The sequence below is a fragment of the Virgibacillus halotolerans genome (assembly GCF_016908515.1).
In the GTDB taxonomy this organism is placed as follows: Bacteria; Bacillota; Bacilli; order Bacillales; family Amphibacillaceae; genus Virgibacillus_M; species Virgibacillus_M halotolerans.
The window spans coordinates 81,286-99,531 of sequence record NZ_JAFBEA010000010.1; the positions used below are offsets into that span (position 1 = coordinate 81,286).

An 18,246-nucleotide genomic window follows, 5' to 3' on the forward strand; every position below is an offset into this window, starting at 1 on the left:
GATTAAATTCCCTTACTGCGTGTCACCCTGAATCAAAAGTCTATCAGCTATTTATTCTTCTGTCTTATCATCTGAATCAGTCTCGTTGTTGGTTTCCTCACTGGATTCAGTTGTTTCTTCTACAATTTCTTCTACCGTTTCTTCTTCTTCATGCTCAACAATCGCAACGGTTGCCACTTCCTCTGCCTCATGCAGGCGAATTAAACGAACACCCATTGTATTTCGACCCGTTTCCGATATTTCTGCTACCGGAATACGAATTAATACACCTGCTACAGTAATTAGCATTAAATCTTCTTCTTCTCCTGTAACATCTTTAACCGCGACAACTTCTCCGGTTTTATCTGATAACTTACACGTGAAAATACCTTTACCGCCACGATTTGTAATCCGATATTCTGATTCAGGTGTCTGTTTCCCATATCCCTTATTTGTAATATGAAGGATGTTAGAACCTTCCTCAATAATTTCCATGGAAACCACTTCATCTTCGCCACGTAAAGAGATGCCCTTTACTCCAGCTGCATTTCTTCCCATCGATCGGATCTGATCTTCCTCAAAACGAATGAGATAACCATTTTTGGTTGCAATCATCATATGTTTATTACCATCCGTTAAGCGAACAGAAATCAGTTCATCCTCTCCGCGCAGTCCCACAGCAATTAAGCCACCTTTACGGATATTGGCAAATTGGGCCAGTGTCGTCCGCTTAGAAATTCCATATTTTGTCGTAAAGAATAAGTAATTCTCTTCACTAAATTCACTAACAGATATCACTGCATTAATCCATTCATCTTTTTCAATCTGCAGCATATTAATGATTGGAATCCCTTTTGCTGTTCGACTAAATTCAGGAACCTCATAACCTTTTGCCCGGTAAACTTTACCTTTATTTGTAAAGAAAAGTACCGTATCATGTGTGGAGGTGGATACAAGATGTTCTACAAAATCATCTTCATTCGTACCCATTCCCTGGATACCACGGCCACCACGTTTTTGCGTTCGATAGGTGGATGATGGTAGACGTTTAATGTAACCTTGATGGGTTAAAGTGATCACAATACTTTCCTCTGGAATTAAATCTTCATCTTCAAAAAATCCGATACCACCAGAGACGATTTCTGTACGACGTTCATCATTAAAACGCTCTTTAATTTCCGTAAGCTCTTCACGGATAATTTCGAGTACCTTTTCCTCATTCGCTAAAATAGCTTTCAATTCACCAATCAGCTGCATCAGTTCATCATATTCATTTTCTATCTTTTCACGCTCTAATCCTGTTAGACGTTGTAAACGCATATCTAAAATTGCCTGTGCCTGCTTTTCTGATAGCTCAAATCTTTCTATCAAACCTTCACGGGCAATATCAGCTGTTTTAGAATTACGGATTAGCGCAATCACTTCATCCAAGTGATCCAGGGCAATACGCAAACCTTCTAAAATATGTGCACGTGCTTCTGCCTTTCGTAGTTCAAAGGCAGTACGTCGTTTAATGATTACTTTTTGGTGCTCCAAATAATGCTCTAAACATTGTTTAATGTTCAATACCTTTGGCTGACCATCAACTAATGCCAGTGTGTTTATGCCAAATGTCGTTTGTAAAGCTGTATACTTGAACAGATTATTTAAAACTACATTTCCGTTGGCATCACGACGCAATTCCATCACGATACGCATGCCGTTACGGTCCGACTCATCACGTAAATCTGTAATGCCTTCAATCCGTTTATCACGGACAAGTTCTGCTATTTTTTCAATCAATTTTGCTTTATTAACCTGGTATGGTAGCTCTGTGACAAGGATTGTTTCCTTCCCGTTCTTCTCCTCTTCAATATCTACCTTTGCCCGAATCGTAACAGACCCTTTACCTGTTTCAAATGCTCTACGAATCCCACTTCTGCCTAGTATTTGTCCGGCAGTCGGGAAGTCCGGTCCATAAATATGATTCTCCATTAATTCATCAATTGTAATTTCAGGATCCCGACTGATAGCTAAAACAGCATCAATTGTTTCACCTAAATTATGTGGTGGTATATTTGTCGCCATACCTACTGCGATACCTGATGTTCCGTTAACAATCAAGTTCGGAAAACGAGCAGGGAATACAACTGGTTCACGCTCTGAACCATCATAGTTATCCTGATAATCGATTGTATCCTTATTGATGTCACGTAATAGTTCCATCGATATTTTGGACATTCTCGCTTCTGTATAACGCATTGCTGCTGCTGAGTCTCCGTCAACGGATCCAAAGTTACCATGGCCGTCTACAAGCATATAACGATAACTAAAATCTTGAGCCATCCGTACCATTGTTTCATACACTGCTGAATCACCATGTGGATGATACTTACCGATGACTTCTCCAACAATACGTGCTGACTTTTTATGTGCCTTATCCGAATGCATTCCTAAATCGTTCATTGCGTATAAAATACGGCGATGAACTGGTTTTAACCCGTCACGTACATCGGGTAATGCCCGCGCCACAATAACACTCATTGCATAATCAAGAAAGGATGTACGCATTTCTTTACTAATATTTATTTCCTTAACATTTTGACGTTCTTCCTCTGCCATTACAATTTACCTCCTATCACTAACTACTCGAGAAGATAGTGATTTACAATATGCCACAACTTCTTTGTTTTTTTGATGGAGTACCGTCATCGGGCTCTTGAGCCCAACGTTGGCACTCCCCATGTCGGGGCGCTTTTAGTTATATATCTAAGTTTTGTACGTATTGGGCGTTATCTTCAATGAAAATTCTTCTTGGCTCCACCTTATCGCCCATTAGCATATCGAAGACCTGGTCAGCATCAATTGCATCGGTTAGCTCAACCTGCAGCAATGTACGTGAGTCTGGATCCATTGTTGTTTCCCATAGCTGTGTCGCATTCATCTCACCAAGACCCTTGTAACGCTGGATACCTGGTTTTGGCGCTTTTGGGAGTTCCTCTAAAATAATATCGAGTTCTTTATCATCAAATGCATAGTGCGCTACCTTACCTTGTTGAACTTTATATAGCGGTGGCTGTGCAATATAGATATAGCCATGTTCGATCAATGGACGCATATAACGATAGAAAAATGTTAATAATAATGTACGAATATGTGCCCCATCAACATCTGCATCCGTCATGATGACTACTTTATGGTATCGTGCCTTTGTAATATCAAAGTCTTCTGCAATACCAGTACCTAATGCTGTGATCATCATACGTACTTCATTGTTAGATAAAATTTTATCCAACCGCGCCTTTTCGACGTTTAAAATCTTACCGCGTAACGGCAGGATAGCCTGAAAATGACGGTCTCGACCCTGCTTTGCTGAGCCACCTGCAGAATCACCTTCCACAATGTACAATTCACTGATTGAAGCATCTTTAGATGAGCAATCAGCTAACTTTCCTGGCAGATTGGAAATTTCCAAAGCGCCTTTTCTTCTCGTTAATTCACGCGCTTTTTTAGCCGCCATTCGAGCACGGGAGGCCATTAAACCTTTTTCTACAATGATTTTCCCTGTTGTTGGATTTTCATATAGAAATTTAGAAAATGATTCACTAAATACGGAATCTGTCACACTACGAACTTCACTATTACCTAGCTTTGTTTTTGTTTGCCCTTCAAACTGCGGATCTGGATGCTTTATGGAAACAATAGCTGTCATTCCTTCTCTTACATCATCACCTGAAAGGTTTGGATCGTTTTCTCGGAATAGATTATTTTTCCTCGCATAATCATTAATCACTCTGGTTAAACCAGTTCTAAAACCAAACTCATGTGTACCACCTTCGTACGTATGAATATTATTAGCGAACGAATAAAGATTGCTTGCAAAGCCGTCATTATATTGAATTGCGACTTCAACAGTTATACCTTCTTCTTCACCTTCCGCATAGAACGGTTCATGTAATACATTTTTGGTTTGGTTGATATATTCTACATAAGAGCTGATACCACCTTCATAATAGTAGCTTACAGGCTCTTTTTCTTTACCATCTTCATCCTTACGTTTATCCTCAATCGTAATGGTTAATTCTCTTGTTAAAAAGGCAAGTTCACGTAAACGTTTTGCCAATGTATCATAATCAAACGTTGTACCTTCTTTAAAAATTTCTGGATCTGGAGTAAAGTGGATCTCCGTTCCAGTAACTTCCGTTTCACCGATCACTTTAATTTCATTTTGCGTAACACCTTTTTTAAATCCTAAAAAGTGAATCTTTCCATCAAGATGAACGTATACTTCTAAATTGGTAGATAACGCATTAACAACAGAGGCACCAACACCGTGCAATCCGCCAGAAACTTTGTAGCCGCCACCACCAAATTTACCACCAGCGTGGAGAACCGTCATAATGACTTCTACTGCAGGTCTTCCCGTCTTTTTCTGGATACCAACAGGAATACCACGTCCGTTATCCTTTACTGTAATACTATTATCGGCCTCAATAATAACCTGTACATGGTCACAATAACCTGCCATCGCTTCGTCAATACTATTATCAACGATTTCCCAAACAAGATGGTGAAGCCCTTGTTCACTTGTTGTACCAATATACATACCAGGTCTTTTACGAACTGCTTCTAACCCTTCGAGCACCTGGATTTGATCCGCGCCATATGATTGTTCACTTACAATTTTGTCTTCCGTTGACATTTTTTCACACCCATTTCTATGCTTCTTCTACTTCATCAGAAAAATCGTCTAATTTACTAATCGTGGAAATCATACTTGCCCGTTTTTTTAATGTGGAAACAGACAGTGTACTGTAGTAAATAATGTCCTTTGTAATCATCACTGACTTTGTATCAACAGTCGGTCCAATGAGCTTTTTCTGTTTTTTTGTTGCATTTACCATTTCTTCCATGATTGTGGATGATGAAATAAAATGATAATCAATAATGGCAATGACATCCTGAGAACGGATAACATTTCCATTTCCTATATGAATAAACATGAAAGACCCCCCTTACTTATGTATCTATTTTTCCACTTTCAACATGAAACATTTCTGCTTTCCGCAATGTTTCATGGTTAATTCCATCAACACTGGTGGTGGATACAAAGGTTTGAACCTTTCCTTGAATGGTATTTAATAAATGGGATTGCCTAAAATCATCTAATTCACTTAACACATCATCGAGCAGTAATATCGGATATTCGCCAACTTCTTTGTAAATCAGTTCTATCTCTGCCAGTTTTACTGATAATGCCGTTGTTCGTTGCTGTCCCTGGGAACCGTACGTTTGAACATCTTTACCATTGACATAAAATACGAGATCATCCCGGTGCGGTCCAATCAGCGTCGTTCCACGGTCGATCTCTTTGTCTTTCATCTCATGAAATTTATTTAGGTAGATAGTTTCTATTTTCTCCTTATTTGCCTCTTCTGATACTTCTATTGTCGAATTATATTTAATTTCGAGCGTTTCTAACTCCCGACTAATCCCGCGATGGATGGGACTTGCCCATTCACGCAACATTTCCAAGAAAATGAATCGCCTTTCCAGCAATGTTGCAGCATGTTCAATCAACTGATCTGTTAAAACCTGTAACATGGTCATATCCGTGCTATTTCTGCGCTGCATTTGTTTTAATAAATGGTTTCGCTGTTTCAGTACCTTTTGATACTGCGCTAAATGATAGATATATCTTGGTTGAATTTGACCAAGCTCCATATCAATAAAACGTCTTCTGATTCGCGGCGCACCTTTAACTAAAGTTAAATCTTCTGGAGCAAACATTACGACATTCAACGCACCAATATAATCACTTAAACGCCTTTGTTCAAGATGATTTAATTTGGCCTTTTTTCCTTTTGTGGAAACAACCACTTCGAGTGGGAAGGTTTGCGTTCGTTTCGTTATTCTACCTTCTATTTTAGCATATTCTTTGTCCCACATGATCAATTCTTTTTCTTTTGAAGTACGATGGGATTTTGTAAAAGCCAAAACATAAATTGCTTCCATCATATTTGTTTTTCCTTGGGCATTTTCTCCGATAATTACGTTGACTTTATCATCAAATCGGATATCTAGTTGCGCATAGTTCCGATAATTTTTTAATTGTAATTGTTCGATATGCATGCAAATTCCTCATTTTTTTCTAATACGTACTAATCGCCTTTTCCCACTATAAAAGATCCGGCTCCCTCTATCTCTACTATGTCGTCTGGATAAAGCTTTCTTCCTCGGCGATGCTCTATCTCACTATTTACGACAACACCTTCATCTTGTAGGTATGCTTTTATCATGCCACCGGATTCAAATACGTTCGCCAGTTTCATAAATTGTCCCAAAGTGATATACGCCGTATTTATGTTAATTTGTTCATGCATTTAACTCACCAATCTTTTTTTGTTTTGCCAAAGCAAAAATTTTACGTGCATCTTAAAAAGTCCTTACATCTATTTTACTAAAGATTTGTGATTAATGGAAGGTAAACCCTATATTTCTTTAAAAAACGCTTAAATCGTCTTAAAATCACTTTTGAAATAGTAAAAAGCTCTTACCTTAATCAGATAAGAGCTTTTTACAACATTTTTAGTAAGTACGGACGGGCAGAATTAATTGGGTAATTGGATCATCATTTGCCGGTCGAATAATAAAGGGGCGCATTGCACCAGTAAATTCTATTTTAACTTCTTCATATTCAATTGCTTTGAGTGCATCGATCATATATTTGGAGCTAAATGAAATTTTTAATTCTTCTCCTTCTATCGATTGAACATTTACTTCCTCTGCGACTGTTCCTACCTCTGGAGAATTACTTGTAATTTCGACCAGTTGATCACCTTTTGTTGTTAAACGAACAACATTATTTCGCTCTTCTTTCGCAAGAAGTGATGCACGATCAATTGTACTTAACAGTTCTTTTGTTTTTACATGTATCACTGTTTTACTATGATCTGGGATCAAACGGGATGTTTCCGGATAATTGCCATCAAGCAGACGGGATAAGAAATTTAAATGCTTGGTCCGGAACAGGATTTGATTGTTGGTTACACTTATTTCGACCATTTCCTCAGTATCATCTAAAATTTTATTTAATTCGTTCAGGCTTTTTCCAGGTACAACGACACTAGGTAATTCTGATTGGCCTTCTTTAATTGGAATTTCTCTTGATGCTAATCGGTGACTATCTGTTGCTGTAAAGTTTAGTGTATTGTTTTCTAGTTTAAAGTGAACACCAGTTAAAATGGGACGTGTTTCCATTGTAGAAACAGCAAAAACAGTTTGTTTGATCAAACTTTTTAATAGATCTGTAGGCATTTCAAAACTATCATCTGTTTGTAACTTAGGAAGATGTGGATATTCTTCTGCATCCTGCCCATTTAAATTAAATTCTGCTTTACCGGAACGTATAGTTACTTTTAAACTTTCATCGACTTCGAGTTCAACTGTTTTTTCTGGTAGTTTTCGTACAATATCAGGGAAATATTTAGCATGCAGGACAACATTACCTTCCTCAATTTGTTCTACATTAACAATACCATTATCTTCTGCTGGAATATAAGATTCAATGGAAATGTCTGAATCACTGCCTGTTAATGTAATACCATGTTGCCTTGCTTCAATTTTCATCCCTGTCAAAATTGGAATCACTGTTCTTGAAGAGATTGCTTTCATTACATCTTGTACACTCTCAATCAACTGATCACGTTGAATTATAAATTTCATTCTTAAAATCCTCCTAGTGGAAGTTCTTTATATTTATTTTTATTAATAAAATATAGTAATAATAGTAATAAGGCCTGTGGGTATGTGGATAAGTGGGTAAGCCCTTTTGACATCACACTTATACACATGTGGATAAAGTGTGTGTGAGTTTGCGTGGTTTTACACACTATACACATGTTGATAAATGTATTTTTGAACACAGACCGGAAAATACAATCTATTAAAATGTTTTCAGTTCCTCTTTAATTTCTTCTAATTCCCTATTTAAATTGGTGTCGTCCACTAATAGCTTTGATATTTTCTCATGGGCATGGATAACAGTTGTATGGTCACGACCACCGAATTCCTCGCCAATTTTCGGTAAAGAGAAGTCCGTTAATTCTCGAGATAAATACATCGCAATTTGTCTCGGAAAAGCGATAGATCTCGTCCGTTTTTTCGCAGCAAAGTCTTCTAAACGGATATTATACTTTTCTCCGACAATTTCTTGAATACCTTTAATGGTAACAACCCGTGGCTTATTGCTGGGAATAATATCTTTTAACGCATCCGCAGCAAGTGCTGCATCGATATCCTGATTTACTAAAGAGGAATAGGCCACAACCCGAATTAATGCGCCTTCCAATTCTCTTATGTTTGTATCAATTTGATTGGCAATATAGAGCATCACTTCACTAGGAATATCTAGCCCTTCCGCTTTTGCTTTTTTAGTCAAAATTGCAATCCGTGTTTCTAAATCCGGTGGTGTTATATCTGTGATCAATCCCCATTCAAATCGGGAACGTAAGCGATCTTCCAATGTAGGGATTTCTTTTGGAGGTCGATCACTGGAAATAATAATTTGTTTATTTTCTTCATGTAATGCATTAAATGTGTGGAAAAATTCCTCCTGGGTCGATTCCTTGCCGGCTATAAATTGAATATCATCAATTAATAGTACATCGACATTCCGATATTTATTGCGGAAACTTGTCGTTTTGTTATCCATAATGGCATTAATGAATTCATTCGTAAATTTCTCAGATGACAAATAAACGACATTCGCATTCGGATCATGTTCTCGTACATAGTGTCCAATTGCATGCATTAAATGTGTTTTACCAAGACCGACACCACCATAAATAAATAATGGGTTATATGCTTTAGCAGGCGCTTCTGCCACAGCTAGTGAAGCCGCATGTGCAAAACGATTTCCTGCACCAATGACAAACGTGTCAAACGTATATTTGGGGTTTAACATTGTTTTGGGGGCCTCATTCCCATTAGCTAAATCTTTTTTCGGTTTTGTTTGTGTGTCTATTTCATCTGTAGCTGTATCTGCATCTGGAATAATAAATTTAGTAGCCAAGCTTGCTCCAGTTATCTCTTCTAATACATTAGAGATGAGATTGGTATATTGATTTTCCAGCCAGTCCCGCGCAAAATGATTAGGGGCCGAAATAATAATCGTATTTTCTTCTAGTTTGACTGCTTTTGTGCTTTTTAGCCACGTATCAAAGCTTGGTTTACTAATTTTTTCTTCGATTTTCTCTAACGTAGCAACCCATAACTCTTCTATATTTTCCATTCTAGTTTCACTCCCTTCCTTTTTTGAATGATGACAAAAAAGGCCTCTCTCAATCTTTAAAACGATGGAAAGGCATGTACAAAATAATATAATTGAATGATTTATACATTATTTATGAAATATGTTTTTATAGATGCTGTGGATAGAATAACTTTATGATATCATACTTGTAATAAGTTTATACACGTTATCCACAATGCTGTTGAAAGTTTTATAAAAGGGCTGTAAATAAGTATCCACAGCTTATCCACAGTTTGTGGATAACATAAATGCCCGACATAGATTTCCACAGTTTAAAACATAAACATAATACCAAATAAAAGCACATAATGCAAAGGTTTTTCGACAGTTATCCACAAAACGCAACACCTGTATACGAAAACTATTCACAGGGTGAGAAGTTGTGGTTATCTTGTCGATATATGGTGTGGATAGAAAAATAATAGGAAAATATCATAAACAGAGCCTGTGGATAGTATGGAAACATAATAAATAAAGGGAAAATTAATTTGGGAAAAATAAAATGAAAGTTGACAGATGACATTGCTTTTACGTATAATTACAAAGACTGTCTGGTAATGAAAGATAAGTTTTAGTTTAATTTGGATATTCAAGGATCCCTTGGGGAGGTGCAAGATAAATGAAAAGAACATTTCAGCCAAATAATCGTAAAAGAAAAAAGGTACACGGCTTTCGTACGCGAATGAGTACAAAAAACGGACGTCAGGTTTTAGCTCGTCGTCGTCGTAAAGGAAGAAAAGTACTATCTGCATAGGCCACTGAAGCGTCAGTGGTCTTTTTTCACTGATAGGGAAATATAACCTATACGGTATAAGGAAATTCAGGGCGTGGTCCATACATGCAGATAAACAGTATAAGCGCAGGCTAGCGCCTCTGTTTTAGCCGTTTAGGCTCGCCACTTAGCGAGTTTTCTTTTACTTCATAAAAGCTTTGTTTTTTTATACATTAAACCTTCATAGGGTTAATACTCGATTACCTTTGTATACAAGAGATGGAAAAGGACAAGCTTGTTGATGTTTGAATGTAGTAAAGGTGATTAAAATGAAAAAACAATTCCGTATTAAAAAAAATAAAGAATTTCAGCTGGCATTTCGGGAAGGTAAGTCATTTGCTAATCGTCAGCTTGTGATTTATTACTTGGAAAAAACTGAACAGGCACATTTTCGAATTGGTTTATCTGTTGGAAAGAAAATTGGTAATGCAGTCGTTCGTAACCGGATTAAAAGGTATTTACGCAAGGCCTTCCAGGAATTAGAGGCTGATATCCTACGACCAGCTGATATCGTAATCATCGCTAGAAATCCAACGAATAAAATGGGCTATGAAGAAATAAAAAAAAGTCTTATTCATCTATTAAATAGAGAGCGCTTATTACGTAGAAGAACAGTAAGACAAGGGAATAAAGTATAAAAAAAGAGAGCTTTTATGATAAGTTGGTAAAAATACTCGATTTTTCCTAGGATCTTATATATATTTAAGTTAGCGTAACATTTGAAATGTACTTTAGTATGTCTGTTTTTGGGAGACGATTTGCGTCTTTCCAATAGTTAGGAGGAAAAGTTTTGCGCAATAAAAAGTTATATTTGCTAATAGCTTTAGTTGTCTTATTAGCAGTTCTTTCCGGTTGTACACAAATAGAACAACCAATCACCCCAGACAGTACTGGGTTTTGGAATAAATATTTTGTTTATCCGATGTCTTGGTTTATTACGTTCTTTTCTGACCTGTATAATAATAATTACGGTTTGGCTATTGTTACAGTAACGATTATCGTTCGTTTAATTCTTTTGCCATTAAACGTGAAACAACTAAGAAGTTCAAAAGCAATGCAAGATATCCAACCAGAACTGAAAGAAATTCAGAAAAAATACAGCTCGAAAGATGCAAATACACAACAAAAATTACAAGAAGAAACAATGGCTTTATTTCAAAAACATGGTGTAAACCCAATTGCTGGTTGTTTACCTATTTTTGTACAAATGCCAATCTTAATTGCAATTTACCACGCAATTATGCGTACAACTGCAATTAAACAAGATACGTTCCTCTGGTTCCAATTGGGAAGCCCAGATCCGATCTTTTTATTGCCATTGATTGCAGGTGCAGCAACATTCTTGCAACAAAAATTAATGATGGGTGGAAATCCAGCAGCACAAAATCCACAAATGAAGGTTATGCTTTATGTTATGCCGATTATGATTACTGTTTTTGCTATTTTCTTCCCATCTGCACTGGCTTTATATTGGGTAGTAGGTAACGTCTTTATGGTTGCACAAACACTATTTATTCGTAAACCAATGATGAAGGATGCAAGTACAGGAGGAGACAAAAAGTGAAAGAACTAACTGCTAGTGGACAAACGGTGGACGAGGCGATCCAATCAGCGTTAGAGCAGTTAAACACAACAAAAGACCAAGTTGAAATTGATGTAATTGATGAAGGTAAAAAAGGACTACTTGGACTATTTGGATCAAAACGCGCCATTGTAAAAGTGACAATCGCTAAAAATCCGATACAAGAGATAGAGCATTTTATTAAAGAGATTACAGACAAGATGAATGTCAATGTTGAAGTTACTACAATTACTAAAGGAAATCATGTTACATTTGAAATGCATGGTGAAAATATTGCATTATTAATTGGTAAACGTGGACAGACTTTAAATGCACTACAGTATTTAGTGCATTTAGCTTTAAATAAAGATAATAAACAATTTTATACCGTCACATTGGATGCAGAAGGTTACCGTGGACGCAGGGAAGAAACATTACGATCCTTAGCATGGAAAATGGCGGATAAAGCGACACGTTTAAACAAAAAGGTCGCACTGGAACCGATGCCTGCATTTGAACGTAAAATTATTCATAGTGCATTGCAGAAGCAAGGTAAAGTGTCTACTTATTCTGATGGTGTTGAACCACATCGCCATATTGTTATTAAACCATAATGGCATAATGGAGCTAAAGATCCTGGACATTGTTTCCAGGGTCTTTTTTTGTCGATAGGGGAAATATAAATGTCAAGAAAATTGGGAAAATAGGATTAGGAAATCTTATTTGGTCGGTGGATCACATATAAAGGCCTAACTTTCCAAAGACCATTTATTCACATGTGGATAAATGGTCTTTGTGCTGGAAATAATTATTACTGTGGATAAGTTTATTTTTTGCCTGATTTATGATATTCTATTAAGTTGTGAAGACTTAAAAATAATGCGTAAGAAATATAGGTATATTTAGGAAGGTGATTGGAGGTGGAAGCAATCGGAACAGACACAATTACTGCAATATCAACTCCAGCAGGTGAGGGAGCAATAGCAATTGTCAGATTGAGCGGACCGGAAGCCATAGCGATGACGACTGAGTTGTACAAAGGTGCAAATTTGCTTGAAGTGGAATCACATACGATTAATTATGGAAAAATTGTGGATCCAATAACTACAGAAATTGCTGATGAAGTGATGGTTTCTGTCATGCGCGCCCCGAGGACATTTACACGGGAAGATGTCGTTGAAATAAATTGTCATGGTGGCATGGTTGCAGTCAATCGGGTGCTTGAAATCATTCTAAGTAAAGGTGCACGAATGGCCGAACCAGGAGAATTTACGAAAAGAGCATTTTTAAACGGACGAATTGATTTATCGCAGGCAGAGGCTGTGATGGATCTAATTCGTGCTAAAACAGATAAGGCGATGTCTATGGCTGTTAAACAGATGGATGGACGTCTCTCCGGATTAATTCGACGTCTGCGCCAGGAACTATTAGAAACAGTTGCACATGTTGAGGTGAATATTGATTATCCGGAGTATGATGATGTGGAAGAAATGTCACATGAGGTAATGCGAACGAAATCAAAAGAGGTTCATAAGGAAATAGAAGCGCTTTTGGAAGTAGCAAATCAAGGGAAGATCTTACGCGAGGGCTTAGCGACAGCGATTATTGGCAGGCCAAATGTAGGAAAATCTTCTTTAATGAATACACTTGTACAGGAAAACAAAGCGATTGTTACCGAGGTGCCGGGTACAACGAGGGATATTATAGAAGAGTATGTCAACGTAAGAGGGGTTCCCTTAAGGTTAGTGGATACAGCGGGAATCCGTGATACGGAAGATATTGTCGAAAAAATTGGTGTCGAAAGGTCTAGACAGGTATTAAAGGAATCAGATCTGATCCTTTTTGTGTTAAACTATAATGATATATTAACAGATGAAGATGTGAAACTTTTTGAAGCAGTTCATGGGCTTGAATATATCGTTATTATTAATAAAACGGATTTGGAACAAAATCTTGATTTATCAAAAGTGAATGTGCTTGCGAAAGGGAAGCCGATTGTTACTACTTCTTTAATTGAAGAAGAAGGAATAGTTGAGTTGGAATCTGCAATTGCTAAGACTTTCTTTTCCGGAGATATTGAATCCAGCGATTTAACCTATGTATCCAATGTAAGGCATATTCAATTGCTGAAACAGGCAAAAAGTGCACTGGAAGATGCAATGGAAGGAATTGAGCTGGGAATGCCTTTAGATATGGTACAAATCGATGTAACGAGAACTTGGGAGATTTTAGGCGAAATAATTGGTGATACAGCGAGTGATGGCTTAATTAATCAGTTATTCTCGCAATTTTGTTTAGGAAAGTAACAGAAAGGGTGAAAAATATGACATATCATGCTGGTCATTATGATGTAATCGTTATTGGCGCTGGTCATGCAGGTGTAGAAGCTGGAATGGCTGCAGCAAAAATGGGCGCAAAGACATTAATGCTCACATTAAATTTAGACATGGTTGCTTTTATGCCGTGTAATCCATCACTAGGCGGACCTGCAAAGGGAATTGTTATTCGTGAAGTTGATGCATTAGGTGGCGTGATGGCAAAGGTTATTGATAAAACGTATATTCAAATGCGCATGTTAAATACGGGTAAGGGACCTGCTGTTCAAGCATTACGGGCACAGGCAGATAAACCATTATATATAAAAGAAATGAAACATATACTCGAAAACCAGGAAAATCTAACACTTCGTCAGGGGATGGTTGATCAATTAATCATCGAAGATGGTGTATGTAAAGGCGTGCTTACAGAATCCAAAACATCCTATACAGCGGAAACAGTAATTGTGACAACCGGTACATTTATGCGCGGTAAGGTATTGATGGGTGATTTAGAGTATGAAAGTGGACCGAATAACCAACGTGTATCTATCAAGTTATCTGAGCATCTGGAAGAGATCGGTTTGGACTTGACCCGATTTAAAACGGGAACACCACCACGTGTTAATAGTCATACAATCGATTATTCCAAAACAGAAATTCAACCAGGGGACGAAGAACCTCAGAGTTTTTCCTATGAAACGACAGAATATATTGCTGATCAAATTCCTTGTTGGTTAACTTATACAAACGAATTCACACATCAGATTATCAATGATAATTTGACACTTTCTGCAATGTATTCTGGCATGAAACGCGGTACTGGACCACGTTATTGTCCTTCTATTGAAGATAAAATTGTTCGCTTTAACGATAAACCACGTCATCAGGTTTTCCTTGAACCTGAAGGTAGGGATACAGAAGAGGTTTATGTGCAGGGATTGTCGACTTCATTGCCGGAATCTATCCAATATGAAATCGTTAAGTCTGTTCCAGGATTGGAAAATGCGGAAATTATGCGTCCTGGTTATGCGATAGAATATGATGCAGTCGTACCTACCCAGTTGTGGCCAACATTGGAAACGAAAAAAATTCCAGGATTGTTTACGGCAGGTCAAATTAACGGGACATCAGGATACGAAGAGGCAGCAGCGCAAGGTATTATGGCAGGAATCAATGCCGCTGCAAAAATTCAAGGTAAAGAACCGGTTATTCTTGATCGTTCACAGGCCTATATTGGTGTATTAATTGATGACTTAGTGACAAAAGGTACAAGAGAACCATATCGTTTATTAACGTCACGTGCTGAATACCGTTTGTTGTTGCGTCATGATAACGCAGACCTAAGACTAACAGATATCGGTTATGAGCTTGGTTTAATTTCTGATGATCGTTACAAACAATTCGATGAGAAAAAACAGCTTATTGAAGAAGAGAAGAAACGCTTAAGAAAGATAACAATTAAACCAAACGAAGCGGTTAATCAGGTTATGGCTGAAGCAGGAGCAACACCATTAAAAGAAGCAATTAAAGCTTATGATCTCATGAAACGTCCGGAACTTTCCTATGCATTTGTTGCCCGTATGATTGAATCACATCCTGATTTGCCAATTGATGTGCAAGAACAAGTGGGTATTCAAATTAAATATGAAGGGTATATCAAGAAAGCAAAAGAACAGGTTGCCCGTATGCTGAAAATGGAAGACAAAAAAATTCCGGAAAATATTGATTATGACAAGATCAGTGGAATTGCTACAGAGGCAAAAGACAAATTGAAGAAAGTTCGTCCATTGTCAGTTGGTCAAGCATCAAGAATTTCAGGTGTGAATCCCGCAGACGTATCCATTTTACTTGTCTATATCGAGCAGGGGAATGTCGCTCGAATTGCTAACTAATTACTCAACTTTCGTACCAATTAAATACGTTCAAAGCGTTAGATACTGATAATGGAAACAGGTTATTTAGGTGACCGCAGCCCGTATACACTACGCTTTCCGCGGGCGGCTGTTGAGCCTCCTTGCGCTTACCGCAGTTTATCGGGTAGTAAAACCCCCACTGAATGCAGTTTCACTTTAGCTTGACGACCTGAAAAGTTATACTTTCATATTAGTAACAATAGGATCACCGATAATTTCGGTGATCTTTTAAACCATATGGGATAGGAGACGTTGACACGATGAATCCGGAACAGTTTGCGCAAGCTTTACAAGCAAAGGGAATTGAACTAGATGACTATAAAATGAAGCAATTCTCTATTTACTTCAATACACTAATTGAGTGGAATGAAAAAATTAATCTAACGGCATTAACTGGGAAAGAAGATGTTTATTTAAAGCATTTCTATGATTCCATAACAGCAGCTTTTCATTATGACTTTAATCAGGATGTCCACATTTGTGATGTTGGAGCAGGTGCCGGATTTCCAAGTATTCCACTTAAAATTTGCTTTCCACAATTAAAGGTGACCATCGTTGATTCATTAAAAAAGCGAATTGGTTTTCTTAACCATCTGGCAGAAAAACTAGAGCTGGAGGATGTTACGTTTTACCATGATCGAGCTGAAACCTTTGGGCAAAATGCGAAGTTCAGGGAAACATTTGATATAGTGACAGCGAGAGCCGTTGCCCGCATGTCTGTTTTAAGTGAACTTTGTTTGCCATTAACGAAAAAGCACGGTTATTTTATTGCAATGAAGGGTGCACAGGCAAAAGAAGAGCTGATAAACGCCAAAAACGCTATTACATTGTTGGGCGGAGAAATTGATGAAACACATCTGTTCACGCTACCAACTGAGGAAAGTGAACGATCAATTATAATGATTAAAAAAGTGAAGAAAACAGCAAAAAAGTATCCTAGAAAAGCTGGTACACCAAATAAAGATCCAATCGAATAAAATAGGTTAATTCCTTTGTTACTTTTATCTGTTTCATTCTTTTACCGTATGAATTATGGTAATATAGTAGCAGGTGCTAAATGGTTTGATAAATTACGCACAGCAGTTTTGTTGTAGCGTTTTTCTTATTGCATGCCAACAAATCGTGGTATACTGGATGGGTAGTTATGTGATTGAGCCAATACGATAAATTGTTCCACGTGAAACAATTTATTTTACATAGATATAATTTAAAAGCTGTCTTTATATCTTAAGATACAGTGATTAAGAAAGATAGCACATAAAGGTGGTGGCTGATAATGGTACCTTTTAATCGAATTTTCGGTTTGGGAGATAAAGCTGAAGCTAAAGCGAAGGAAGAAACGTATGATTTGGATGAAGTTGTACAGCTTCCTGTAAATAAAATTGAAGCCAATCGATATCAACCAAGGTCGATTTTTAATGAGGAAAAAATAAAAGAACTAGCGCAAACGATTCATACACATGGTATGATTCAACCCATTGTCGTAAGAAAGCTGGAAGATGATAACTATGAGCTTATTGCAGGGGAGCGTAGATGGCGCGCTGTACAATCATTAGAATGGGAAAATATTTCTGCTATTATTCGTGATATGACAGATGCAGAGACAGCCTCTGTAGCTTTAATTGAAAATTTGCAGCGTGAAGAGCTTACCGTAATAGAGGAAGCACATGCATATGCAAGATTGCTAGATTTGCATTCATTAACACAGGAAGCATTAGCACAAAGACTTGGTAAAAATCAATCAACCATTGCAAATAAACTGCGTTTGCTAAAATTACCTGAAGAAGTACAGCAGGCTGTGTTAGATAAGGCTATTACAGAACGTCATGCACGTGCATTAATAAAATTAAAAGAGCCAGAAAAACAATTGAAATTGTTACAAGCCATTTTGGAGAATGATTTAAATGTAAAACAAACGGAAGAAAGAATTGCAGCGATGGATCAGCCAAAAGAGGCTCCAAGGAAAAAACAGCCTAAACTAAAAGGATTCAATAAAGATATTCGAATCGCAATGAATACAATACGTCAATCATTGAATATGGTTTCTGATACTGGTGTAGATGTAGAGTCGGATGAAAAAGAACTTGACGATTATTACCAGATTACAATTAAAATACCAAAAAAGAAATAATCTATATTTATTCAATCTTATAGAATACCCATCTGGAATAGGAGATGGGTATTTTTCCACATATCCATATCCAACCCTTCACAAATTAAAATTTCATAACAAAGTGTGAAAATAATAGTCCTTTTCATAGAAAGCGTGATAAACTAGTAGATAGTAGTTTTTATCACAGTTTGGCGGGCAGTAAAAGGCCCACTGAGTGAAGTTTCACTTTATTGTCAGATTAGGAAGTATAGAACTTTCCTAACTGCATAAACGCAATGATGACATTCGCATGAAAAAA

The 18,246-nt window shown here is 37.3% G+C and carries 15 protein-coding genes; 8 read left to right on the top strand and 7 right to left on the bottom strand.

Translation table 11 applies throughout. The features are described 5' to 3' along the window. Positions 1–51: 51 nt before the first annotated feature. The 7 genes from gyrA to dnaA form a co-directional block, all read right to left on the bottom strand. On the bottom strand, positions 52–2,580 hold the full coding sequence (gyrA, locus tag JOC34_RS18290) for a DNA gyrase subunit A (RefSeq protein WP_205138231.1): 2,529 nt from the start codon (positions 2,578–2,580) through the stop codon (positions 52–54). 139 nt (positions 2,581–2,719) lie between these two features. Next, positions 2,720–4,660, bottom strand: a complete 1,941-nt coding sequence (gyrB, locus tag JOC34_RS18295; RefSeq protein ID WP_205138232.1) for a DNA topoisomerase (ATP-hydrolyzing) subunit B — start codon at positions 4,658–4,660, stop codon at positions 2,720–2,722. A 16-nt stretch (positions 4,661–4,676) separates the two neighbouring features. Beyond that, the gene (gene remB / locus JOC34_RS18300; protein WP_205138233.1) at positions 4,677–4,961 is read right to left on the bottom strand and encodes an extracellular matrix regulator RemB; all 285 of its coding nucleotides are present in this window, start codon (positions 4,959–4,961) and stop codon (positions 4,677–4,679) included. Between the two features lie 16 nt (positions 4,962–4,977). Further along, positions 4,978–6,090 carry a DNA replication/repair protein RecF gene (gene recF / locus JOC34_RS18305; RefSeq protein WP_205138234.1) on the bottom strand — a complete coding sequence of 371 codons (1,113 nt, stop codon included), beginning with the start codon at positions 6,088–6,090 and terminating at the stop codon, positions 4,978–4,980. 29 nt (positions 6,091–6,119) lie between these two features. Beyond that, positions 6,120–6,341, bottom strand: a complete 222-nt coding sequence (yaaA, locus tag JOC34_RS18310) for a S4 domain-containing protein YaaA (RefSeq protein ID WP_205138235.1) — start codon at positions 6,339–6,341, stop codon at positions 6,120–6,122. A gap of 205 nt (positions 6,342–6,546) precedes the next feature. Next, a complete protein-coding gene (gene dnaN, locus JOC34_RS18315; protein WP_205138236.1) occupies positions 6,547–7,683 on the bottom strand; it encodes a DNA polymerase III subunit beta in 1,137 nt (378 codons plus the stop codon). 220 nt (positions 7,684–7,903) lie between these two features. Further along, a complete protein-coding gene (dnaA, locus tag JOC34_RS18320; protein ID WP_205138237.1) occupies positions 7,904–9,250 on the bottom strand; it encodes a chromosomal replication initiator protein DnaA in 1,347 nt (448 codons plus the stop codon). 640 nt (positions 9,251–9,890) lie between these two features. On the opposite strand from dnaA, the gene rpmH reads away from it, so the two are divergent. The 8 genes from rpmH (at position 9,891) to noc (ending at position 17,966) form a co-directional block, all read left to right on the top strand. Continuing rightward, positions 9,891–10,025: a 50S ribosomal protein L34 gene (gene rpmH, locus JOC34_RS18325; protein WP_205138238.1), complete on the top strand. Its 135-nt coding sequence runs from the start codon at positions 9,891–9,893 to the stop codon at positions 10,023–10,025. Positions 10,026–10,312: 287 nt separating this feature from the next. Further along, the gene (gene rnpA, locus JOC34_RS18330; RefSeq protein WP_205138239.1) at positions 10,313–10,681 is read left to right on the top strand and encodes a ribonuclease P protein component; all 369 of its coding nucleotides are present in this window, start codon (positions 10,313–10,315) and stop codon (positions 10,679–10,681) included. A 152-nt stretch (positions 10,682–10,833) separates the two neighbouring features. Further along, entirely contained in the window at positions 10,834–11,607 is a 774-nt protein-coding gene (gene spoIIIJ, locus JOC34_RS18335) for a YidC family membrane integrase SpoIIIJ (protein ID WP_205138240.1), read from the top strand. After that, positions 11,604–12,218 carry an RNA-binding cell elongation regulator Jag/EloR gene (gene jag, locus JOC34_RS18340; protein WP_205138241.1) on the top strand — a complete coding sequence of 205 codons (615 nt, stop codon included), beginning with the start codon at positions 11,604–11,606 and terminating at the stop codon, positions 12,216–12,218. Before spoIIIJ ends, jag begins: the two co-directional genes overlap by 4 nt. Positions 12,219–12,533: 315 nt before the next feature. Then, complete coding sequence (gene mnmE, locus JOC34_RS18345; RefSeq protein WP_205138292.1) at positions 12,534–13,910, top strand: tRNA uridine-5-carboxymethylaminomethyl(34) synthesis GTPase MnmE; 1,377 nt, start codon at positions 12,534–12,536, stop codon at positions 13,908–13,910. 17 nt (positions 13,911–13,927) lie between these two features. Beyond that, positions 13,928–15,814: a tRNA uridine-5-carboxymethylaminomethyl(34) synthesis enzyme MnmG gene (gene mnmG, locus JOC34_RS18350; RefSeq protein WP_205138242.1), complete on the top strand. Its 1,887-nt coding sequence runs from the start codon at positions 13,928–13,930 to the stop codon at positions 15,812–15,814. A 281-nt stretch (positions 15,815–16,095) separates the two neighbouring features. Continuing rightward, positions 16,096–16,812: a 16S rRNA (guanine(527)-N(7))-methyltransferase RsmG gene (gene rsmG / locus JOC34_RS18355; RefSeq protein WP_205138243.1), complete on the top strand. Its 717-nt coding sequence runs from the start codon at positions 16,096–16,098 to the stop codon at positions 16,810–16,812. 296 nt (positions 16,813–17,108) lie between these two features. Then, complete coding sequence (noc, locus tag JOC34_RS18360; protein ID WP_205138293.1) at positions 17,109–17,966, top strand: nucleoid occlusion protein; 858 nt, start codon at positions 17,109–17,111, stop codon at positions 17,964–17,966. Positions 17,967–18,246: the final 280 nt, after the last annotated feature.